This is a genomic window from Aeromicrobium tamlense (assembly GCF_013408555.1).
Taxonomy (GTDB): domain Bacteria; phylum Actinomycetota; class Actinomycetes; order Propionibacteriales; family Nocardioidaceae; genus Aeromicrobium; species Aeromicrobium tamlense.
In genome coordinates, this window is record NZ_JACBZN010000001.1 from 2,425,908 (window position 1) to 2,448,471 (window position 22,564).

Annotated in this window: 17 protein-coding genes; 8 read left to right on the top strand and 9 right to left on the bottom strand. The window is 72.7% G+C overall.

Going from position 1 to position 22,564, the window contains the following annotated elements; genetic code table 11:
• Both BJ975_RS12055 and BJ975_RS12060 read right to left on the bottom strand, forming a co-directional pair.
• Positions 1 to 1,107: a heme/hemin ABC transporter substrate-binding protein gene (locus BJ975_RS12055; protein WP_179426223.1), complete on the bottom strand. Its 1,107-nt coding sequence runs from the start codon at positions 1,105 to 1,107 to the stop codon at positions 1 to 3.
• Positions 1,104 to 3,974, bottom strand: coding sequence for an HtaA domain-containing protein (locus BJ975_RS12060; RefSeq protein WP_179426225.1), 2,871 nt, complete (start codon positions 3,972 to 3,974; stop codon positions 1,104 to 1,106). Before BJ975_RS12060 ends, BJ975_RS12055 begins: the two co-directional genes overlap by 4 nt.
• A gap of 125 nt (positions 3,975 to 4,099) precedes the next feature.
• Here BJ975_RS12060 and BJ975_RS12065 point away from each other — a divergent pair, with 125 nt between their 5' ends.
• On the top strand, positions 4,100 to 5,788 hold the full coding sequence (locus BJ975_RS12065) for a hypothetical protein (protein ID WP_179426227.1): 1,689 nt from the start codon (positions 4,100 to 4,102) through the stop codon (positions 5,786 to 5,788).
• A 209-nt stretch (positions 5,789 to 5,997) separates the two neighbouring features.
• Here BJ975_RS12065 and BJ975_RS12070 read toward each other — a convergent pair whose 3' ends face one another.
• Entirely contained in the window at positions 5,998 to 6,561 is a 564-nt protein-coding gene (locus BJ975_RS12070) for a TetR/AcrR family transcriptional regulator (protein WP_179426229.1), read from the bottom strand.
• A gap of 121 nt (positions 6,562 to 6,682) precedes the next feature.
• On the opposite strand from BJ975_RS12070, the gene BJ975_RS12075 reads away from it, so the two are divergent.
• The 3 genes from BJ975_RS12075 to BJ975_RS12085 all read left to right on the top strand — a co-directional run bounded on the left by BJ975_RS12075 (position 6,683) and on the right by BJ975_RS12085 (position 10,497).
• Positions 6,683 to 7,483 (top strand): purine-nucleoside phosphorylase, encoded by an 801-nt coding sequence (locus BJ975_RS12075; RefSeq protein ID WP_442864685.1) that lies wholly within the window; start codon positions 6,683 to 6,685, stop codon positions 7,481 to 7,483.
• A gap of 105 nt (positions 7,484 to 7,588) precedes the next feature.
• The gene (locus BJ975_RS12080) at positions 7,589 to 8,845 is read left to right on the top strand and encodes an HNH endonuclease signature motif containing protein (protein ID WP_179426233.1); all 1,257 of its coding nucleotides are present in this window, start codon (positions 7,589 to 7,591) and stop codon (positions 8,843 to 8,845) included.
• Positions 8,842 to 10,497, top strand: coding sequence for a phospho-sugar mutase (locus tag BJ975_RS12085; protein WP_396336578.1), 1,656 nt, complete (start codon positions 8,842 to 8,844; stop codon positions 10,495 to 10,497). Before BJ975_RS12080 ends, BJ975_RS12085 begins: the two co-directional genes overlap by 4 nt.
• A 175-nt stretch (positions 10,498 to 10,672) precedes the next feature.
• On the opposite strand, the gene BJ975_RS12090 is transcribed toward BJ975_RS12085, so the two are convergent.
• From BJ975_RS12090 to BJ975_RS12115, 6 genes are read right to left on the bottom strand one after another with little or no spacing between them, the layout of a single operon-like run.
• Entirely contained in the window at positions 10,673 to 11,737 is a 1,065-nt protein-coding gene (locus BJ975_RS12090) for a Gfo/Idh/MocA family protein (RefSeq protein ID WP_179426236.1), read from the bottom strand.
• A complete protein-coding gene (locus tag BJ975_RS12095) occupies positions 11,734 to 13,140 on the bottom strand; it encodes a xylulokinase (RefSeq protein WP_179426238.1) in 1,407 nt (468 codons plus the stop codon). The genes BJ975_RS12090 and BJ975_RS12095 overlap by 4 nt, the downstream gene beginning before the upstream one ends.
• A gap of 10 nt (positions 13,141 to 13,150) precedes the next feature.
• Positions 13,151 to 14,062 (bottom strand): sugar phosphate isomerase/epimerase family protein, encoded by a 912-nt coding sequence (locus BJ975_RS12100; RefSeq protein WP_179426240.1) that lies wholly within the window; start codon positions 14,060 to 14,062, stop codon positions 13,151 to 13,153.
• Entirely contained in the window at positions 14,059 to 14,841 is a 783-nt protein-coding gene (locus BJ975_RS12105; RefSeq protein WP_179426242.1) for an ATP-binding cassette domain-containing protein, read from the bottom strand. Before BJ975_RS12105 ends, BJ975_RS12100 begins: the two co-directional genes overlap by 4 nt.
• Positions 14,838 to 15,815, bottom strand: coding sequence for an ABC transporter permease (locus BJ975_RS12110; protein ID WP_179426244.1), 978 nt, complete (start codon positions 15,813 to 15,815; stop codon positions 14,838 to 14,840). The genes BJ975_RS12105 and BJ975_RS12110 overlap by 4 nt, the downstream gene beginning before the upstream one ends.
• Before the next feature lie 60 nt (positions 15,816 to 15,875).
• Positions 15,876 to 16,922, bottom strand: a complete 1,047-nt coding sequence (locus tag BJ975_RS12115; protein ID WP_218845880.1) for a substrate-binding domain-containing protein — start codon at positions 16,920 to 16,922, stop codon at positions 15,876 to 15,878.
• A 164-nt stretch (positions 16,923 to 17,086) separates the two neighbouring features.
• On the opposite strand from BJ975_RS12115, the gene BJ975_RS12120 reads away from it, so the two are divergent.
• From BJ975_RS12120 to deoC, 4 genes are all read left to right on the top strand, one after another.
• A complete protein-coding gene (locus BJ975_RS12120; RefSeq protein ID WP_179426246.1) occupies positions 17,087 to 18,280 on the top strand; it encodes an ROK family transcriptional regulator in 1,194 nt (397 codons plus the stop codon).
• A gap of 50 nt (positions 18,281 to 18,330) precedes the next feature.
• Positions 18,331 to 19,482 (top strand): ROK family transcriptional regulator, encoded by a 1,152-nt coding sequence (locus tag BJ975_RS12125; RefSeq protein WP_179426248.1) that lies wholly within the window; start codon positions 18,331 to 18,333, stop codon positions 19,480 to 19,482.
• A 68-nt stretch (positions 19,483 to 19,550) separates the two neighbouring features.
• Entirely contained in the window at positions 19,551 to 21,659 is a 2,109-nt protein-coding gene (gene tkt, locus BJ975_RS12130; protein ID WP_179426250.1) for a transketolase, read from the top strand.
• Entirely contained in the window at positions 21,656 to 22,561 is a 906-nt protein-coding gene (gene deoC / locus BJ975_RS12135) for a deoxyribose-phosphate aldolase (protein ID WP_179426252.1), read from the top strand. The genes tkt and deoC overlap by 4 nt, the downstream gene beginning before the upstream one ends.
• Positions 22,562 to 22,564 lie beyond the last annotated feature (3 nt).

The window sequence follows — 22,564 nt, forward strand, 5'->3', positions numbered from 1 at the left end:
TCACTGGTCCGCCTCCGGCACGTAGATCGCCCGGGCGAGCGCCTCGACGACACCGGCGGAGCGCGGGCCGAACGACAGGACGTCGCCGTCGGACATGTCGACGAAGCGCTTCGACTGGCCCGCGGGCGTCAGCGCGATCGCGGGCTTCTCGGCGAGCAGGCCGTCGACCCCACCGGTGGACTCCAGGCCGTGCGTCATCACCATGATGAGGTCGGGCTTGGCCTTCACGAGCGCCTCGTCGGTGAGCGGCTGCATGCCCTTCCAGCCCATCTCGCGCGCCACGTTGACGCCGCCGAGCGACTCGACGAGGTCGCCCACACCCGAGTCGTCGGCGAACAGGTAGTACACGCCGGAGTTGCCGCGCAGGTAGAGGAAGACCATCCGGAGCCGGTCGGACTCCCGCTCCGGGACGAACCGCTTCACCTCGGCCTGCGCGGCCGCGACATCGGAGGTGATGCGCTCGGCCAGCGCCTCGCCGGACTTCGGCAGGCCGACCGCGGCGCCCACGTCGCGGGCGAGCTGGGCGGCTCCCTCGAAGCTCGAGTCGTTGTCCAGGAAGACGACGGGCACGCCGGTGTCGGCGAGCTGCTCGACCACGTCGCGCGGGCCCATCGAGCCGTCGGTGATGATCACCGTGGGCTTCTGCGCCATGACGGCCTCGGCGTTCACGGCGTGGCCCTCCGACGTGATGAGCGGCAGGTCCTCGGCGCCCGGGAAGTCGGTGGACACGCCACGCGCGACGAGGCGGTCGCCCAGGCCCAGGCCCCACAGCGACGCCGCGATCGAGCCGGACATGTCGAACGCGACGATGCGCGAGGTGTCGGTGACGGTGACCTTCGTGTCGCCCGAGCGCACGTGCGAGACGACCGTGGCGGGCAGGCTGGCCTGCTCGTCGACGTCGACCGGCTCGATGTGGCGGTCGGTGAGCTTCGCCGTGCTGGGTCCGGTGATCTCCTTCGGGGCCTGCGAGGCCTCGAGCTCGGACAGGGGCGGCAGGTCGGCGCCGGAGCCGGGGTCGCTGCCCTCGCTGCCGGAGCCGCACGCGGCCAGGAGGGTCAGGCACAGGGCGGTCAGCAGCGCGGCGGCGCCGCGGGCGGGCCGCCTCATGCGTCGACCCCGGACGTCCGGCGGCGCATGACGAGCACCGTGCCGCCGATGGAGACGAGCACCGCCAGCACCGTGCCCGCGAGCCACGGCAGCCACGTGGTGGCCTCGGTGGGCGTGATCGGGTCGAGCACCACGGCGGCGGCATCGTCGGCACTCGCCGCGGGCGCGGCGGCGGGCGCCGCGCAGTCGCTGGCCACTGCGTAGGTGAGCGTCACGGGGTCGAGCGCGGCACCGGTCTCGTAGTTGGGGAACGCGGCGCTGCCGGCGCTGGTCAGGGTGGTCGGGACGTCGGAGATGGTGACCGTCTGACCCTCCTTCGAGACCGTGCCCGCGCTCAGGTCGAGATCCGCGAACGGCACGGCCGCGATCGTGCGGCGGTCGTCCTTGCCGGCCATCGCGGCGTCCATCGTGCCGCCGGTGTAGTCCACCGCGAGCGTGGCCTTGCTCTCGTCGACGATCGTCACGACGGGGTTCGCGATCGTCGTGTCGAGGGCGCCGTCGTGGCCCGTGAACTCGACGCCGCCCTCGAAGGAGAGCTCGCCGGCACCCGACTCCTCGTCGAGCACGCCCGTGCCCTGCGACCAGGAGAACTGCGGGGTCTCGTAGCCCGCGTTGCCCGTGGTGGTCCAGTCGCCGTTGGCGATCGAGCCGGAGACGTAGGCGCGGAACGACTCCTTGAAGCCCCAGTCGAGGCGGGCGTCGCTCAGCTCGCAGCCGACGATCGCGTCGGCGGCGGCGACGTCGATGACGACACCCCGGTCGACCGATCCCTGGAACGTGAGCGTGTGCTCGCCGGGCGCGATCGTGGGCGGGATGGCGCCCTTCCACGTGGCACGGCCGGTCGCGTCGGCCGTGACGTTCTCGGCCAGGACCAGCGGGGTCGAGTAGAGCACGACGCGGATGCCGGACTCGTTCGGCAGGAAGCCCGTGCCCGAGGCGGTGACCTCGTCGCCCGCCTTGACCTCGTCCTGCTCGAGCACGAGGCCGGTCGTCGCGGGCGGGGCGGTCGGCGGGGTCCACGCCGTCGTCGGCGTCGTCGAGCCGGCGACGGACGTGGCGCCCGAGCCCGAGCCGGCGGCGGCCGTGGAGCCGACCGAGAACGTGACGGGGTCGACGACCGTGCCGGCCGGGTAGAAGGCGTTGCCGTTGTAGGAGAACATCCCGGCGCCGGCCGACGTCAGCGCGGCGGGCGCGTTCGCGTACTGCGCCCAGCCCGTGTCGGTCGACCGCGAGGCGCGGCCGAGGTCGATGACGGCGACGTCGATGCGCCCGCGGCCCGTGACCTGGGCCGAGAGCGTGGCCGTCGTCGCCGAGGTCACGCGCACCGAGGGCGCGGTGAGGGACATGTCGAGCTGGCCGTGATGCCCGTGGAAGCGGACGGTGCCGCGGTAGCCGGTGGTCCCCTGCGCGCTGGGCGGCGTGGCCGACGTGGTGCTCTGGCCGAAGCGGTAGCCGCCCGACACGGCGGTGGCGCCGCCGGAGACGCTGACGGATCCCTGCGCGATCGGGCCGGTGATGTACGACCGGAAGCTGGCCTTGACGCCCCACGTCAGGTCACCGGCGCGGCCGGTGGTGGTCGAGGACTTCGCCGGCTTCGGGTCCTTCGGCGTCTTCGTGGGCTTCGTCGTCGGCTTCGGCGTGGGCTTCGTGGCCGGGGGCGTCGTGGGCACGACCGCACCCTCGACGGAGAGGGTCGCGCTGACGGGGTCGAGCTCGGTGCCCGCGGGGTACATGGCGCTGCCGCTGTAGGAGAACAGCGCGGTGCCCGCCGAGGTGAGCGTGGCCGGAGCGTTCGCGATCGTCACCTTGCCGCTGCCCGCGCTGATGCGGCCGGACAGGTCGAGGGTGGCGACGGCCAGGCCCGAGTGGGTGCGGCCGTCGCTGGTCCTCGCGTCGACGAGCAGGCGCGCGCCCGAGGCGTTGAGGACGACCCGCGGCGACGAGATCGTCAGGTTGAGCTCACCGTGGTGCCCGGTGAAGTTCACGCCGCCCGAGGCGCGCACGTCGGCGGCCTTGTCCGACCACGTGCCCTTCGCGCGGGCGAAGGTGGTGCGGGTGCCGTTGTCGGCGGCCGGAGCGGTCGTCGTGATCCTGCCGCCTGCGATCGGGCCGCGGATGTACGTGCGGAACGAGGTCTTCAGGCCCCAGGAGATCGAGCCGCCCGTGATCTGCGACGGGTCGGTCGTCGGCTCCGTGGTCGGCTCGGTCGTCGGCTCCGTCGTCGGCTCCGTCGTGGGCTCGGTCGTCGGCTCGGTGGTCGGCTCCGTGGCGGGCGTCTCGACCTGCAGGCTCGCGTCGAGCGGGTCGACCTCCTGACCCGCGCTGTAGGAGCCGCCCATGAACCCGGCTCCCGCGGCCGTCAGCGTGACCGGCGCCTTGTCGATCGTGACTGTGGTGCCGCTCCAGTCGACGCGACCGTCCAGCGCGACGTCGGCGAAGTGCACGCCGCTCGTGGTGCCCGACGCGTCGGTGACGTCGAGGACGAGGCGACCGCTGGTCCCGCTGACCTCGAGCCGCGGGTCCGCCAGCGTCAGGTCGAGAGCGCCGTGGTGACCCGTGAAGTTCACCGAGCCGCGGGCCGCGACGGTGGACGACTCGCTCCACTCCCCCGACGCCTGCGGGAACGTGGTCCGGGTGCCGTCGTCGGTGGCCGGCGCGGCCGGCGTGACCTTGCCGCCGGCGATCGGACCGGTGAGGTACGACCGGAACGAGGCCTTGAGGCCCCACGAGATGGTGCCGCCGGTGACTTTTGTTCCAGCCGGTGCAGCATCCGCACGGACGTTCGGCACCGCGAGAGCAGCCAGCGCGGCCACCATCAGCAGGACGAGGACACGCACGGGCATCGAGCGGTGGGCGTGGTCGATCACGGAGACTCCCGTCGGGATTCGGTCAGGATGCGGACCCGGTCAGGGCACCCTTACTCGCCGAGTATAAGGTGTGCCTTACCTACCGAGGTCGCCGGGTCGGCGACTTCTTTTCCGAAAGGATCTGCATGTCTCCCCAGACCCTGGTTCGCGGGCGTCGCCTGCTCGCCGGGACGACCGCCGCGGCCCTGTCCGCGGGCGTCCTCGCCCTGACCCCCACCACCGCACAGGCGGCCGACGACGTCGTCGCCCCCACGCTGCAGTGGAAGATCTCCGACCAGTTCGCGGCGCACTTCACGCCGAACCCCGCGTTCTCGCCCTTCACCACGCTCGAGGCCGCCGACGGCGCGACGATCGACCCCACCACGAAGGTCACGACCTTCGGCGGCGGCGTCGGCACGTTCGACTCCGGCAACGGCGCCACGTCGGTGGCCTACGAGGGCTCCATCACCGGCTCCTTCATCACCGGCACCACGGCTCCGGGCACGCTGCAGTACTCGCTGACCATCGCCGATCCCACCGTCACGGTGAACGCGGCCGGCGAGGGCAAGATCACCGCCGACGTCGCGTGGAACGTGCCGACCGCGACCACCACCACCGGCAGCACCGACGACGTCACCGTGGTGGAGTTCGACGCGACCGCGTCGGACTGGAGCACCGACGGCTCCGTCGCCTCCCTGACCGAGACGCCCGACTTCCTCGGCGTCCTCCAGCCCGGCTCGGCCGAGGCGCTCGACCTGGGCCTGCCCGCCGGCCGTCCCACCGACGGCGGCTCGTTCCACCCCGACTTCCTGCGGGCGCTGGACTCGGGCCTGCGCGCGCACTTCTTCCTGTCGGGCTCGGCCAGCGGCGATCCCCGCAAGCCCGCCTCGCCGTTCACCGCCACCGCCCCGCGTCCCCGCGTGACGGTCGACTCCCGTGCGGGCGCCACCGTGAAGGTCTCGGGCACCGGCTTCACGTGCCTCACCAACACCGGTGACGCCGGCATCTACGTGGGCGTCGCGCCGTCCGGCGAACTGCCCGACGTCTCGTCGCCGACCGGCACCGCGAACTTCGTGGGCGTCGCGGCCAAGTTCTGCTTCCCGCCGACCCCGTCCATCTCCGGCCCGGCCGGCACGTGGGACGCCACGCTGAACCTCGACCTCGACCAGGTCACGCCGGGCACCAGCTACTCGGTCTACACGTGGCGTGCGCACACGCACTCCACCACCAGCCAGGACACCGAGACCCCGCTGGGCGTGCTGAAGGAGAAGGCGGTCGCCCCGGCCGTCACCGTCAAGAGCCTGTCGACGAAGTACGGCAAGGGCGGCACGGTCGGCGTGACCTCGCCGACCGCCGGCTCGGTCACGGTCGCCGGCCTCGGCACCAAGACGGTCGCCGCGCGCGGCACCGCCTCGTTCGCGATCTCGAAGCGCCACGCCGTCGGCACGAAGTCGTACCGCGTGACGTTCGCCCCCTCGGACACGGCGGTCACGGCCCCGGCCGCCACCGCCGTGACGGTGAAGGTCGCCAAGACCGCCGCCTCGAAGGGCCGCGTGAAGGTCACCCGCAAGCCGACCTCGAAGAAGAAGGGTCTCGCGGTCGTCTCCGTCAAGGGCGCCTCGGGCGCCGCCGCGCCCACCGGCAAGGTGAAGATCAAGCTCACCCAGGGCAAGAGGAGCAAGTACGTCACCGCCAACCTGTCCGCGGGCAAGCGCACGGTGAAGCTGCCGAAGCTGGCCAAGGGCACGTGGGTCGTCCGCGTGGCCTACTACGGCAACGCCAACTACACGAAGCGCGGCTACGTGAAGGCGGGATCCCTCAAGGTCGCCAAGTGACCTGAGCTCCTCCGGCCACGGCCCCCGTCACCTCGGTGACGGGGGCCGTGGCGTTCCGGGGCGCGCCTCGTCGCCGCCTCCGCACCACTCCTCGGGACGCCGACTGGCGCAAGCCCGGGTCGCGAGTGGCGCGAAAACGCCCGCCACTCCTCGAGTGGCGGGCCGCTTTGCGCCACTCGCGAACAGGGAGGCGGCGGTGCAGTTGCGGGTCAGGAGGGGGAGACGGCGGCGAGGACGAAGCGGGTCGTCGTGTCGGCCGAGGCGTGGCGGGCCGAGAGGGTCGCGTGCAGCAGCGAGACGGTGGCGTCGACGTCGTCCACCGTGAACTCGCCGGAGGCGACGCCGTCGATCAGGATCTGCCGCAGCACCTGCTCGACCGCGACGACGTGCTCGCGCATCGCGGTGACGGACTCCGGCGACAGCATCGCGCGCAGCTCGGGGCCCAGGCCGATGTGGAAGTCCTTCGACGTGTCCACGTGGTGCCGCACGTAGGTCTCGAGGCGCTCGGTCGGCGTGGTCCGGTCGGCGAGAGAGGCGTTCAGCTGTTCGAGGTAGCGCGAGGTCTCGTCCGTCGCGAAGGCGACGACGACGGCCTCCTTGTCCTTGAAGTGGTTGTACAGCGAGGACCGGCCCACCCCGGCGTGCGTGGCCAGGTCGGCCATCGTGATGAGGTCGAACGGGCGCTCGCGCAGCAGCTCGACGAGGGCATCGAAGACCCGGCGACGCATCGTCGCCCGGTGCTCCTCCAGGGAGTCCCCGATGATCTTCGGCACGTCCGTAGAGTACGCGCCCTCCCCCGCGGGCGCCCTCCGCGGCGCAGCGCGCGAGCGGCCGCCGAATCGCAACCATTTCGTCATCGTCGGGCGTCTCCTGCGCCCGAACGCCGTCGGTAGGGTGACTCGGGTGAACGCCTACGACCTCGCCCGCGAAGCCGCCGACGCCCTGCGTGACCGCACCGGAGGCGGCGACCACGACGTCGCTCTCGTGATGGGGTCGGGCTGGCTGCCTGCCGCCGACGCGCTCGGCGAGCCCGAGTACGAGGTCCCCACCGAGGAGCTGCCCGGCTTCAGCAAGCCGGCCGTCGCCGGTCACGGCGGCACGATCCGCTCGGTCCGCGTGGGCGACCTGCGCGCCCTGGTCTTCCTCGGCCGCACCCACTACTACGAGGGCAAGGGCGTCGAGGCCGTCGTGCACGGCGTTCGCACCGCGGCGGCCGCCGGCGTGCGCACGATGGTGCTGACGAACGGCTGCGGCGGCCTCAACCCGGCGTGGACCCCCGGCACCCCCGTGCTCATCCGCGACCACATCAACCTCACGGCCACGTCGCCGATCGTCGGCGCGAACTTCGTCGACCTCACCGACCTGTACGCGCAGCGCCTGCGCGACCTCGTGCGCGAGGTCGACCCGTCGATCGACGAGGGCGTCTACGTGCAGTTCCCCGGTCCTCATTACGAGACGCCGGCCGAGGTGAGGATGGCCGGTGTCATGGGCGGCGACCTCGTGGGCATGTCCACCACGCTCGAGGCGATCGCCGCGCGCGAGGCCGGCATGGAGGTGCTCGGCATCTCGCTGGTCACGAACCTCGCCGCCGGCATCTCGGACGAGCCGCTCAACCACGAGGAGGTCCTCGAGGCCGGCAAGTCCGCCGCCACGCGCATGGGCGCACTGCTCGCCGACCTGCTCCCCCGCGTCTGATCCGGATCCGTCCCACATCCCGAAACGGCGCTCCTCAGGGCCCACTGCACATGGCCCAATGCGGTAGGCTTCGAACATCGGTTCGGAGGGGTTCGGGGGGATCTGGTGGACGTCGTCGGTGGGCTCAGGTCGGGGCAGCGGTTCCTCGCCGACGCGCGCTCGCGCGACCTGTCCGCCTTGTCGTCCGAGCAGCTCGCTGCTGAGGTGGCGGCGGTGCAGGCCATGCGTCGCGAGGCTGACGCACTGCACCTCGCGCTGGTGGCCGCTGCCGACCGGAGCGACGCCCACCGCGCGACCGATGCCGCGAGCCTGACCGCGCTGGTGGCGACCGGGTCTGGGGTGACGCGGCGCGAGGCCGCGCGGGAGATCCGCCTGGCGAACCGGATCGAGGCCGCCCCGCGGGTGCGTGAGGCGCTGGCCGAACCGGGCATGTCCACCACCAAGGCCGCGATCGTCACCGACGCGCTCGAAACGCTCCCGACCAACCTGACGACCGAGCAGCGTGACCTCGTGGAGGCCGACATGGTCGCGGCGGCGCGGGTGATGACCGCTGACCAGCTGCGTCGCAAGGCCCGCCGCGCGATCGAGGTCGTTGACGTCGCCCGGGCCGATCGGATCGAGAACGACCAGCTCACCCGCGAGGAAGCCGCCCAGCGGCAGCAGCGTGAGTTCTGGATCGGCCGTCCCGACCAGACCACCGGGCTGGTGCCGTTCGGCGGCAAGACCGACGCCCTCACCGCCGACATGCTGCGTGCCGTCGTGGAGTCCAAGACCGCCCCGCGCGCCTCGGCTGCCGAGAGCGCTGAGCTGAAGCCGCAGGAGAAGGCGGGCGAGGCATTCGCCGAGATCGTCCGCCACCTGCCGCGTGACGGCTACGGCAACCACGGCGGCGTCGCCGCCACCCTCGTGGTCACCGTCGACGAGCAGACCCTCCGAGGCCAGACCGACCGCGCCGGCGTCACCGAACTCGGAACACCGGTCTCGGCGGGACAGTTGAGGAAGCTGTCCTGCAACGCCGGCATCCTCCCAGTCGTGATGAACGGCCAGTCCCAGGTCCTCGACGAAGGCCGCGCCAAACGCCACCACACCGCCGCCCAACGCATCGCGCTCGCCCAACGCGACCAGGGCTGCGCGTTCCCCGACTGCGACCGACCACCCGGCTGGACCGAAGCCCACCACGTCATCCCGTGGAGCCACGGCGGACCCACCGACCTCACATCAGGGGTACTGCTCTGCGCGCATCACCACCACCGCGTCCACGACGCCCACATCGCCATCCGGTTCGGTCACGACGGCACGCCCGAGTTCCGCCTCCGCGACCAATGGCGCCGCAACCACCGCTACCGACCCGAGGCCGCCTGACGGGCGTCGATCCATCCCCCCGCTACGGTGGGCGGATGGACCCGATCCTTGCTGCCCGGGACTGGATCTCGCAGGATCCTGATGCACAGACCCGGAACGAGCTGACCGCCCTGATCGACGCCGGAGACGAGGCCGAGATCGCGGCCCGCTTCGCCGGCCGCCTGCAGTTCGGCACGGCCGGACTGCGCGGCGAGCTGGGCGCCGGCCCCATGCGGATGAACCGCGTGACCGTGGCGCGTGCCGCCGCCGGACTCGCCCGCCACCTGCTCTCCGAGGACCCCCATCCCAGCGTGGTGATCGGCTACGACGCCCGCACGAACTCCGACGTCTTCGCCCGCGACACCGCCGAGATCATGCAGGCCGCCGGCGTGCGTGCCATGCTGCTGCCCGAGCACCTGCCCACGCCCGTGCTGGCGTTCGCGATCGGTCACCTGAGCGCCTCCGCCGGCGTCATGGTCACCGCGTCGCACAACCCGCCCCGCGACAACGGCTACAAGGTGTACCTCGCGGACACGAGCCAGATCGTGCCGCCCGCGGACGCCGACATCGCGGCGCAGATCGACGCCGTCGGCCGGGTCGACGAACTGGCGCGCGACACCGACTACACGGTCCTGGGCACCGACGTGGCCGAGGCGTACCTCGACGCCGTCGCCGACCTCGTGCCGCCGGGCCCGCGCGAGCTGACGGTGGCGTACACGCCGATGCACGGGGTGGGCGGCCAGCTGCTGACCCATGCCGCCGAGCGCGCCGGCTTCCCCGCGCCCCACGTGGTCGAGGCCCAGGCCGACCCCGACCCTGCCTTCCCCACCGTCGCCTTCCCGAACCCCGAGGAGCCCGGCGCGATGGACCTGGCCCTCGCACTGGCGAAGGACCTGGACGCCGACATCGTCATCGCGAACGACCCCGACGCCGACCGGTGCGCCGTGGGAGTCCGCACCGTCGGCGGCCACCGGATGCTCACCGGCGACCAGGTCGGCGCGCTGCTGGCCGAGGCGCTGCTGCGCCAGGGCGTCGAGGGCACGTACGCCTCCTCGATCGTGTCGTCCGACCTGCTGGGGCGCCAGGCCGCCGCGCACGGCCAGCCGTGGCAGCAGACGCTCACCGGCTTCAAGTGGATCGGCAAGGTCGACGGGCTGGTCTACGGCTACGAGGAGGCGCTCGGCTACTGCGTGGCACCGCACATCGCGCGTGACAAGGACGGCATCTCGGCGGCGCTGCTGATCATGTCGCTGGCGTCCACCCTCCAGGCCGAGGGCCGCACGCTGCTGGACCTGCTCGACGACATCTACCGCCAGCACGGCTGGCACGCCACCGGCCAGCTCGCCGTGCGGGTCGAGGACCTCGCGATCATCGCCGAGGCGATGGAGCGGCTGCGGTCCGAGCCGCCCACGTGGCTCGCGGAGACCGAGGTCACCACGGTGGACGACCTCGCGAAGGGCTATCAGGGCCTGCCGCCCACGGACGGCATCCGCCTCGGGCTGGAGGGCGGCAGCCGGGTCATCTGCCGTCCGTCGGGCACCGAGCCCAAGCTCAAGTGCTACGTCGAGGCCGTCGTCCCGGTGGGCTCGTCACTCGAGGACGCGCGCACCCGTGCGGCCGACACCGTGCGAGCGATCATCGGCGACCTCAGGAGCTACCTCGGCGTGGAGTGAGCACGGAACCGCCGCCGAGGCGTCGGAGCCGGCGGCAGAGGAGCCGAGGGAGTGCGACTTTGCCGCGCTCACGACGAGGGAGTCCCCGGCGGCGGCGTCCATGGGCGAGCCGTGCGGCCCGCTGGGCGAAACGTCGTCGCCTTCCCATCCAGCGTCAGCGCCAACCATCGACCTGTCAATTCGAAATCGCCGTCGCCACGTCGATCCAGCGACCCTCCTCGGCGCTGCGTCGGGCCGCGTCGAAGATCTCCGCGACGTGCACGGCGTCCGCCGGCGGGACGGGCGGTGGTGTCCCCGTGCGGACCGCGGCGGCCACGGATGGGTAGAACGTGTCCCATCGCCCACGAGCCAGGGGGCGGCGTGCAGGGCCGTCGCCCTCCCAGTGCGCCGCGCGGGCGGGATCGTCGCTCCCCCATCGCTCGCCGAGGCTCGTCGGGGTCGCCCCCGCGAAGAGGTCCGCCTCCTGGGGGTCGAAGCCCTCGATGCGCAGCCCGCCCCGGGTTCCGGACACCCGGAACCGCGGTCCCTCAGCGGCCGCGTGCACCGACGCGACGATCGTGGAGCGGCTGCCGCTCGCGTGCCGCAGCATGACGACCGCGTCGTCCTCGCTGCGCCGGTCGTCGCCCAGGACCGCGAGGTCGGCGAAGACCTGCTGCACGGGTCCGAGCAGGTGCACGGCCTGGTCGATGAGGTGGGGGCCGAGGTCGACCAGGACGCCTCCGCCGTGGACCGAGTCGCGGTCCCGCGTCCAGCGCGGCAGCTCGGGGCGGAAGCGCTCGATCCGCGACTCGAGGCGGTCGACGCGGCCCAGCTCGCCGGACTCCACGAGCTCTTGGATCGTCAGGAAGTCGCCGTCCCAGCGGCGGTTCTGGTAGACGGTCAGCACGGTGCCGGGCGAGGCCGCGGCCACGATGCGGCGGGCGTCCTCCGCGGTGGTCGCGAAGGGCTTGTCGACCACGACGTGCAGGCCGAGCCCGAGCGCCTCGACGGCGAGGTCGGCATGGGTGCCGGCCGGGGTCGTGAGGGTGACGCCCTCGACGCCGGCGTCGCGCAGGCTCTCGAGGTCCGGCAGCGCCTCGAGTCCGGCCGACCTGGCGTCGCGGGCCCGGTCGGGGTTGGTCGAGACGACCGCCACCAGGTCGAGTCCGTCGGCGGCGGCGATCATCGGCGCGTGGAAGACGCGTCCACCGGCGCCCCATCCCGCGACGGCCCACCGCACGGGCTCGAACGGCGCCGTCATCGGTCGACCTCGTCGAGGAAGCGGGCGTAGCGCTGTTCCAGGGGTCCGGAGTCCCCTGGACGCACGCCCACGCCACGCCGCGGCGGTGGCTCGGGCAGGTCGAGTCCGGCACCGCGGAACGCCAGCAGGGCCGCGCCCACCGCGGTCGCGTCCTCGAGGTCGACGCGGCACAGCTCGCGGCCGAGCACGTCGGCGAGCAGCTGGGCGAACACGGGCGACCGGGTGCCGCCGCCCGCCACGTCGATCGCCGTGTCGGCGAGCTCGGGCATCGACTCGACGCCGCGGCGGATCGTGAAGCACAGGCCCTCCAGCGCGGCCGCGAACAGGTCGGCGCGCTCGGTCTCGAGGCCCAGGCCGAACCAGCGCCCGGAGTTCGGCGCAGCGGCCGTCGGCAGCCGCTCACCCGAGAGGAAGGGCACGAATCCCGGGACCGGCCGCTGCCGGTCGTAGTCGTGGTAGAGGTCGTCCCACGAGCCACCGAGCAGGCTGACGACCCGCGTCAGCGCGATGCCCGCGTTCATGACGGCGACCATCGCGTAGGCGCCACCGCTCGCGGCCCGATAGGTGTGGTGCGTGATCGGCCCGTCGAACGTCGGCGTGATCCCCGGCAGCACGACCTGGGCGCCCGAGCCGACGGTCACGACGAGGCGCCCCGGCGCGGAGGAGGAGCCCACGAGCGTCGCGGCGGCGTCGGCGCACCCCGCGACCACGGGGATGCCCGCGGGCAGGCCCCAGGCAGCCGCCTCGGTCGCGTCGAGCGTGCCGACGACCTCGTCCGACGGCACGACCTCGGGCAGCAGGTCCGCCCGGATGCCGGTGGCCGCGAGGACGTCCCGGCTCCACTCGTCGCGCTCGAGGTCCCACAGCAGCGTCGCCGAGGCGTCGGAGTGGTCGGTGACGAGCGCGCCCGGGACGAGCCGCGTGCGCAGCCAGTCCTTCGGCAGCAGCACCCGGTGGGCGCGCGCGACGACGTCGGGTTCGTGACGGGTGAGCCAGGCCAGCACCGGGCCGGTCATGCCCGGCGCCAGCGGGTTCGCCAGGGCGCGCAGCCGCTCGGGCGCCAGGGCCTGCCAGCGCGCCAGCTCGTCGCCCGCGCGGCCGTCGGGCCACAGGACCGCGGGTCGCACCGGCTCGCCGGAGGCGTCGACGAGGACGGTGCCGTGCATCTGCCCGTCGAGGCCGATCGCGACGACGTCGGCGTCGACGTCGGCCAGGACGGAGGCCACGGCGTCACGCGCCGCCGCCTCCCACTGCGCCGGGTCGGTCTCGGCCCAGCGCGGGTGCGGCGACGCGACGGCGTAGCCGCGGTCCGCGCGGGCCAGGACCGAGCCGTCGGTCGCCACGAGGACGGCTTTGACGCCGCTCGTCCCGAGGTCGAGGCCCAGGACGCACCGACGGCTCATGCCCGTGCCGTCACGCGTCGATCGAGGCGGACGCGGCGAGGTGCGTGTCGATGAAGCCGCGGGCCCGGCGGGCGAGGTCGTCGCCGTCGGTCCACAGCGAGCGCCACACCGCGAGGTCGTTCGACAGCGTCGGGCTGACGACGGCCGAGGAGAAGCTCTCGAACGTGATCGGGCCCGTGAAGCCCACCCGCGACAGCGCGTGGAAGAACGCCGGGAAGTCGATCGAGCCCGAGCCGAGGTAGCCGCGGTGGTTCTCGCCGATGTGCACGTAGCCGAGGCGGTCGGCGACGTCGAGGACGGGCGTCACGAAGTCCGACTCCTCGATGTTCATGTGGTACGTGTCGAGGTGGATGAAGACGTTGTCCTCGCCGATGTCGTCGGCGAGGCGCAGCGCGTCCCGCGCCGTGTTGACGACGTTCGTCTCGTAGCGGTTGCAGATCTCCAGACCGAGGCTCACGCCGCGACCCGCGGCCTCCTGCGCGAGGCTGCGCAGGACCGACACGACGTTGGCGCGGCCCGCGTCGCTCAGGGGACGGCCGTACTTGCCGAGGGCGCTGTAGAGGGCGCCGGTCAGGATCGTGCTGCCCAGGCCCGACACGACGTCGAGGGACTGGTGCAGGATCTTCTCGCCGCGCGCGACGACCTCGGGGTCGTCGCTCGAGACGTCGGCGTCGAACGCCAGGCCACGCGAGCAGGCGAGCGCGAGCCCCGCCTCCTCGGCGGCCGCGCGGGTGCCCTCGAGGTCGAGGGTCTCCATCTCGTGCAGCGACAGCTCGAGCAGGTCGAAGCCGGCGTCCTTGGTGCGCTGCACGGCCTGGGCGATCTCGTCGGGGCGGGTGCCGCCGACCCAGACGAGGGCGTGCACGCCGATGGGGTTGCGCTGGTCCACGGTGGGGGTCTCCTTGGGGTGGGTGGTGGTCATCCGGCGATCGCGCCCGTGATGAGGCCGACGATCTCCTCGCCGCTGGTCTCGGCGGTCCGGCGTCCGGCGACGCACCGTCCGGCGCGCATGACCCAGACCTGGTCGGACAGGCGCATGACCTGGTCGAAGTTGTGGCTGATGAGCAGGACCGCGTGGCCCTCGTCGCGCAGGCGCAGGATGAGCTCCTCGACGCGCGCGGTCTCCTGGACGCCGAGCGCCGCGGTGGGCTCGTCCATGATGACCAGCTTGGAGCTGAAGCCGGCCGCGCGGCAGATCGCCACGGCCTGGCGCTGGCCGCCCGACAGGCGCCGGACGGTGGAGGTCACGGCGGGCACGTTGACGGCGAGCTTGGACACCATCTCCTGGGCGCCCGCGCGCATCGTGCGCTTCTTCAGGTAGCTGAACGGGCCGACGCCGCCGGTGATCTCGCGGTTGAGGTAGAGGTTCTGCCACACCGTGAGGTCCTCGACGAGCGCGAGGTTCTGGTGCACGGTCTCGATCCCGGCGTCGCGCGCCTGGTCAGGCGCGTGGAACGCGACGGTCTGGCCGTCGAACCGGATCGTGCCCTCGTCGGCGGTGTGGACGCCGGCGACGACCCGGACGAGGGTCGACTTCCCGGCGCCGTTGTCCCCCACGAGCGCGGTGATCTCGCCGGCACGCACCTGGACCGAGACGTCGGCCAGCGCGCGGACGGAGCCGAAGGACAGCGAGAGTCCGTCGACCTCGAGCAGCACGTCGCCCATCGGGCGCGCCTGCTGTTCGGTGCTGTGGGTCGTCATTTCTCGAACCTCGTGAGGAAGGCCGCGCCGACGACGACGATGCCGACGGCGAGCGGTTGGTAGAACTGGGAGACGCCGAGCAGCGTGAGGCCGTTGGCCAGGGCGGTCAGCAGCAGCGCACCGAAGACCGGGCCCTTGATGGAGCCCTTGCCGCCGAACAGGCTGACGCCGCCGAGGACGACCGCGGCCACCGAGTTCAGCAGGAACGTGGTGTTCGCGGCGGGCTCGGCCGAGCCGACGCGGGCCACCAGCAGGATCGCCGCGAGTCCGGCCAGGACGCCGGCGATCAGGTAGACGGCCATCTTGATCCGGGCCGTGCGCACGCCGGTCGCCTGCGCCGCGTCGACCGATCCGCCGGTCGCCAGGACGTGCGTGCCGAACGGCGTCGAGAACAGCACGAGGTGGGCCAGCACGGCCACCGCGATCGCGATGAGGAACGTGTACGGGATCATCCCGAAGCCGCCGGCCGACAGCTTGAACAGCGGCGCGCTGATCACGGTGATCGGGCGCCCGTCGGAGAGGATCAGCGCGAGTCCGGAGGCCGCCGAGAGCGCGCCGAGCGTGACGATGAAGTCGGTGATGCCGCCCTTGGCGATGAGGAAGCCGTTCACCAGGCCGACGGCCGCGCCGGCGGCCACGGCGACGAGGCACGACAGGGCGAGGCCCTTGCCGCTCGTCATGGCCATGCCGAAGGTGACGGCGGCGAACGTCATCGTGGAGGCGATCGAGAGGTCGATGCCGGCGGTCAGGATGACGAAGGACTGGCCGACGGCCAGGATCGTGAGGATCGCCGAGGCCAGCAGCATCGCCTTGATGTTGCCCGAGCTGAGGAACCGCGGGTCGAGGGCCGTGAAGATCGCCACGAGGACGACGAGTCCGATCACGGACGCCCACTCGACCCAGAACGACGGCTGGCGCAGGCGGTCGGCGAGTGCCGATCCGCGGGTCGCCGGGGATGCCGTGGTGGTGGTCATGTGTTGTCTCCGGGTTGAGGTGGTGGGGTGCGGGCGACCGGGGCCGCCCGCACCGTCACGTCAGCGGCCGAGCATCTCCGCGAACGGGTTGTCGTACTCGTTCGGGGGCTCGGGGAACGCGTCCTGCGCGTCCTTGGCGTTGTCGGGGGTGATCAGCGCGATCGGGGTGTCGACCTTCTCCGGCAGCTTCTCGCCGAGCGCGGCCGCCTCGCACGCCTGCAGGCCCATCTTGCCCACGACGAACGGGTACTGGGCCACGGCGGCGTCGATGTCGCCCGAGGCGACGCCGTCGATGCCGTCGACCGAGACCACGAGTGTCTTGCCCTTCTTGTCCGCGGCGGCCACGGCGCGGGCGACGCCCATCGCCATGTCGTCGTTGGCGACGAAGAACGCGGCCAGGTCGGGGTTGGCCTGCAGGATCGTCTCGGCCTGCGTCTGGGCCTCCTGGCGGTCCCAGTTCGCGGCGACCTCCTGGACGACCTCGAAGTTGTCCGCGAGGCCCTCCTTGAAGCCGTCGATGCGCTGCGCGCTGGTGACGTCGCCGGCGATGCCGCCCACGGTGGCGACGTCGCCGCCGTCGGAGTCGAGCTTCGCGAGCTGGTCGGCGACCATCTTGCCGGCGGCGACGTTGTCGGTGCCGATGTACGTCGCGATCTCGGCGCCCGCGGCGTCAGCGGCCTTGGCCTCGACCGGGTTGTCGATGTTGACGATCGGCGTGCCCTTGGCCGCGATCTGCGCGATGCCCTGGATCAGGTTCGTGCCGCTGATCGGGTTCACCAGGTAGCAATCGAACTCCTGGTTCGCGAGGTTCGTCAGCTTGTCGGCCTGGCCGGAGGTGTCCGTGATCGAGGCCGCGGCCTGGATCTCGATGTCCGCGCCGGACTCCTTCTGCTCGGCGTTGATGCCGTCCTCCATGTGCTGGAAGAACGGGTTGTCGAGGCCCTTGATGACGATGCCGATGTTCGTGTCGGCGGCGTCCTTGCCGCCGCCGGAGCCGCCGTTGTCGCCGTCGTCCGACGATCCGCACGCGGCCAGCAGCAGACCCGCGCTGACGGCGACGACGCCGAGCGAGAGCCGCATCCTCTTCCTGGACTGGAAGGTGCTCATGTTGGTTCCTCTCACCATCGCGCGCCGGGCGACGCGGCTTTTGATCTTGAGTGTTGTTAATACGACACTTTCTGTCGTGTAATGTACGACACACCGTAGAACACGCGCAAGCAGCATCCGAAATCAGCCTCGGCCCGCTGCCGAGAACGCCAGAATGGGGGGCCATGGCCACCTTCGATGAGGGGATCAGCGAGACGCTGTCCCTGCTGCGACGCAAGGGCGGCATGACCCGCGCGGAGATCGTGGCCGAGACCGGCCTGTCCCGCAGCGGGGTCAACCTGCGGATCGACGCGCTCCTGGAGGGGCGCCTGGTCACCGGCTCGGCGCGTGAGGTGGCCACGAAGGGCCGGCCCGCCGAGGTCTTCTCCTTCAACAGCGAGCGCGGCAAGCTGCTCGCCGCCGACGTCGGCGCCACGAAGTTCCGCGCCGGCCTGTGCAACCTCGGCGGCGACGTCGAGTCCGAGATCGAGCGGCCGTCCGACGTCACGGCGGGGCCCGAGGTGCTGCTCGCCTCGATCCTCGAGTGCTTCGAGTCCTTCCTGCGCGACACCGGCACCGACGCCGACGAGATCCTCGGCATCGGCCTGAGCCTGCCCGCGCCGGTCAAGCGCGGCTCCGGCATGTCGGTGAACCCGCCGATCATGCCGCTGTGGAACCGCTTCGACGTCCCGGCCTGGTTCCACGAGCGCTTCGCCTCCTCCCCCGTCTTCCTCGAGAAGGACGCGAACGCGATGGCGTACGGGGAGGCGCGCTTCTCCCACCCCGAGGCCGACGACCTGCTGCTCGTGAAGATCGGCACCGGCATCGGCAGCGGCCTCATCCGCGAGGGCAGCCTCTACCGCGGCGCTGACGGGGCCGCCGGCGACCTCGGACACATCCCGATGACCCTGCCGGGCGACGACGAGGGCCCGCTGTGCAAGTGCGGCAACCACGGCTGCCTCGAGGCCCGCGCCGGCGGCTGGGCGATCCTGCGCGACCTGCAGGAGACCGGCTCCACGGCGACGTCCCAGGACGACCTCATCGCGGCACTCGCCTCCGGCGACCCCACCGCGGTCCAGCTGGCGCGCCGGGCCGGCCAGGTGATCGGCACCGCCGTCGCCACCGCCGTCAACCTGCTCAACCCCCGCGTGGTCGTGCTGGCCGGACACCTCGTCGCGGCCGGGGGCGACCACCTGCTGCCGGCGATCCGCGAGCGCGTGTACAGCCGGTCCCTGCCGCTGGCCACCTCCGAGCTCTCCATCGTCGCCAGCAGCCTGCACCCGCGGGAAGGGCTGGTGGGGCTGGCGCACCTGGTGAGCGACGGAATACTCGAGCCGGCCGAGATCGGACGGCTGGTCGACCGCGGCGGCTCCGCCTGACGTACTACGGTGTCGGCCAGAGATCACGAGGAACGACGAGAGGCGACGGGGTGTCCGGTCATGGTGGGGTCCTGGCACTGTTCCGCGCCCACGGGCCCCTGACCCGCGCACAGGTCGTCGAGCTGTCCGGCCTCTCGCGCGCCACGGCCACGCACCGACTGGAGGGCCTCGTGCGCTCCGGACTGATCCACGCGCGGGAGGACGACCGCACCACGGGCGGCCGCCCCGCCGGCGTCTTCGACCTCGCCGAGACCCGCGGCGCGCTGCTCGTCGCCGACATCGGCAGCAGCCACGCGCGCTACGGCATCGCCGACCTGACGGGCCGCGTCCTCACTGCACTCGACGAGGACATCGCGATCGACGACGGCCCCGACGTGGTCCTGGCCGGTGTCGCGCGCGCCTTCGAGCAGCTCGAGGTCGAGGCCACCTCCCCCGTGCTGGGCGTCGCGATCGGCGTGCCCGGGCCCGTCGACCAGCGCACCGGGCGGCTCGTGAGCCCGCCGACGATGCGCGGCTGGGACGGCGCCGACGTGGCCGCGCGCCTCGGTCCGCTCGTCAACGCGCCGATCGTGGTCGACAAGGACGCCAACCTCGTCGCGCTCGGCGTCCACCGCGCCCTGCGGGCCGACGCCGTGCCCGGCGCGGACGACCTGCTCGTCGTGAAGGTGGGCATGGGCATCGGTGCCGGCATCATCTCGCGCGGCAGCGTGCTGCACGGCGCGCGCGGCGGCGCCGGCGACCTCGGGCACATCCCCCACGACGACGGGCCCCGCTGCCGCTGCGGACAGCGCGGCTGCGCCGAGGCCTCGGCGGGGGCCTGGGCCATCGCGGCCCGCCTGCGCGAGCTCGGGCACCCGGTCCGCACGTCGGCCGACGTCGTGGCCCTGGCCACGAACGGCGACCGGGATGCCACCTCGGCCCTGCGCGCCGCGGGACGGCGGATCGGCGACGTCGTCGTCGAGGCCGTCGGGGTGCTCAACCCGGCGATGGTCGTGGTCGGCGGCGACCTCGCGGAGTCCGGTGACCTGCTGGTCGACGGTGTTCGCGAGCGCGTCTTCGAGCGCTCGCACCCGCTCGCGACGACCGACCTCAGCGTGATCGCGTCGCCCCTCGGCGCGGACGCGGGCCTGCTCGGCGCGGCCCAGATGGCGGCCGACGCGGCACTGGCGCCCGAGCGCGTGGACGCGCTCGTCGACGCCTGAAGCCCGGCACCCTCGGGACTTTTGCGCAACGTTAGACAAAAGCCCGCCGGACCTCTACGGTTGACCCCGTGGCCCCTACCGAGAACACCTCCCCGACCGGCTGGCGCGACCCCCTCGACCTCGAGGCGGTGCGGCACGCACGTGTCCTGCCCCTCGACGTGGTCCAGGCGAAGGGCAACGGGCACGCCGGCACCGCCGTCAGCCTGACCCCCGCCCTGTACGTCCTGTTCCAGGAGTACCTGCGTCACGATCCCGCCCACCCCGACTGGGAGGGCCGTGACCGGTTCGTCCTGTCGGCCGGGCACACCAGCCTCTCGCTGTACCTGCAGCACTACCTCAGCGGCTACGGCCTCGAGCTCGACGACCTGAAGAAGGCCCGCGCGCTCGGCAGCCTCACCCCCGGGCACCCCGAGTGGGGTCACACGCCCGGCGTCGAGACCACCACCGGTCCGCTGGGCCAGGGCGTCGGCAACGCGGTCGGCCTGGCGATGTCGGCCCGCCGCGTGCACGCGCTGCTCGAGCCCGAGACCACCCCCGACGAGGGCCTGTTCCGCTACCGCACGTGGTGCGTCGCGGGCGACGGATGCCTGTCCGAGGGCGTCTCGCAGGAGGCCTCCTCCCTCGCCGGCACGCTCGGCCTGGACGGGCTGATCCTCGTCTGGGACGACAACCGCATCTCCATCGAGGGCGACACCGCCATCGCGTTCACCGAGGACGTCGTCGCTCGCTACCGCGCCTACGGCTGGGCGATCGTGGAGATCGAGGACGCCGAGGACCCGGACGCGATCCGCGCCGGCTTCGACGCGGCGGTCGCCGTGACCGGCCAGCCCGTCTTCGTCCGCCTGCGCACCCGCATCGGCCACCCGATGCCCACCGTCGGCGGCACCGCCGGCGCCCACTCCGGCGCGCCCGGCGACGCCGAGGTGGCCGCCACCAAGGAGGCGCTGGGCCTGGATCCCGAGCAGTTCTTCGCGATGCCCGCCGAGGCCCTCGCCCACGCCCGCCGCGTGCGTGAGCGCGGCGCGGCCGCCCGGGAGGACTGGCAGACGCGGTACGACGCGTGGCGCAGCGCCGACCCCGAGCGCGCGGCCCTGCACGACCGCATGCGCGAGCGCGACGTCACCCCCGCCGCCCGCGAGAAGCTCTCCGCCCTGCGCGCCGAGCCGCAGAAGGTGGCCACCCGCATCGCCAGCGGCGCGGTCCTCAACACGGTGGCGGCCGAGCTGCCGTGGCTGTGGGGCGGCTCCGCCGACCTCGCCGAGACCAACAACGTGGTGATCTCCGGCGCCCGCAGCTTCACGCCCACCGACTACGCGGGCGACGAGTGGCCCGGCGGCCCCGACGGCAGCCTCGTCCACTTCGGCATCCGCGAGCACGCCATGGGCGCGGTCCTCAACGGCATCGCGCTCGCCGGGTACTCGCACCCGTTCGGCGCCACGTTCTTCGTCTTCTCCGACTACATGCGCCCGTCGGTGCGCCTGGCCGCGCTCATGGGCCTGCCCGTCACCTACGTCTGGACGCACGACTCGGTCGGCGTGGGCGAGGACGGGCCGACGCACCAGCCGGTCGAGCATCTCTGGTCGCACCGCGCCATCCCCGGCCTCGACGTCGTCCGCCCGGCCGACTGGACCGAGACCGTGGACGCGTGGACGCGGATCCTCACCGCCGACCGCCCGACCGCCCTCGTGCTGAGCCGCCAGGGCGTGCCGGTCGTGAGCGCGGACGTGCCGGCCGGCGAGGGCGCCCACCGCGGTGCCTACGTGCTGGCCGACGCCGACGCCACGCCCGACCTCATCATCGTCGCCACCGGCTCCGAGGTGGGCCTGGCGATGCAGGCGCGCGACCTCCTCACCGCGGAGGGCATCGGCGTCCGTGTCGTCTCGGCCCCGTGCCTCGAGTGGTTCGAGGAGCAGGACCTCGCCTACCGCGAGTCGGTCCTCCCCCGCGCCATCGCCGCACGAGTCAGCGTGGAGGCCGGAACCGGCACCGGTTGGCATCGCTACGTGGGCACCCACGGTGAGATAGTGAGTGTCGAGGAGTTCGGTGCCAGCGGAGCCGGCGATCTCGTGCTCGCCGAGCGCGGCATCACCGTCGACGCCGTCGTCGCAGCGGCCCGCCGCAGCCTCGACGCCACGCGACCCGAACAGAACCCGCTCTCCGAAGGGACCAACCGATGAGCACCAGCCTGAAGGCGGGACTCGACCGCCTCCCGGGCGTCGACCAGGTCGGCCTCGAGGCACGGGCCGCCCAGCTGGGCACGCGCTCGATCAAGACGACGTCCAAGCAGTGGGCGATCGACCTCGCCATCTCGATGGTCGACCTCACCACGCTCGAGGGTGCGGACACCCCCGGCAAGGTGCGGGCGCTGGCCACCAAGGCGCTGCGCCCCGACCCCACCGATCCCTCGTGCCCCGCTGCCGCGGCCGTCTGCGTCTACCCCGACATGGTCCCGTTCGTGCGCGAGGTCGTCGGCGACCGCCTGCACGTCGCGGCCGTCGCCACCGCGTTCCCGTCGGGCCGCGCGCCGATCGAGGTCAAGCTGGCCGACACCGCCGCCGCCGTGGCCGCGGGCGCCGACGAGATCGACATGGTCATCGACCGTGGCGCGTTCCTGTCGGGCGACCTCGAGAAGGTCCACGAGCAGATCGTGGCCGTCAAGGAGGCCTCCGGCAGCGCCCACCTCAAGGTGATCCTCGAGACCGGCGAGCTGCAGACCTACGACAACATCCGCCGCGCCTCCTGGCTGGCGATGGACGCCGGCGCGGACTTCATCAAGACCAGCACCGGCAAGGTGCAGCCCGCCGCGACGCTGCCGACCACGCTGCTCATGCTCGAGGCCGTGCGCGACTACCGCATCGCCACCGGCCGCCAGGTGGGCGTCAAGCCCGCGGGCGGCATCCGCACCTCGAAGGACGCGATCAAGTACCTGGTCGTCGTCAACGAGGTCGCGGGCGAGGACTGGCTGGACCCCGACTGGTTCCGGTTCGGCGCCTCGTCGCTGCTCAACGACCTGCTCATGCAGCGCCAGAAGATGCTCACCGGCCGCTACTCCGGCCCCGACTACGTGACCCTGGACTGATCA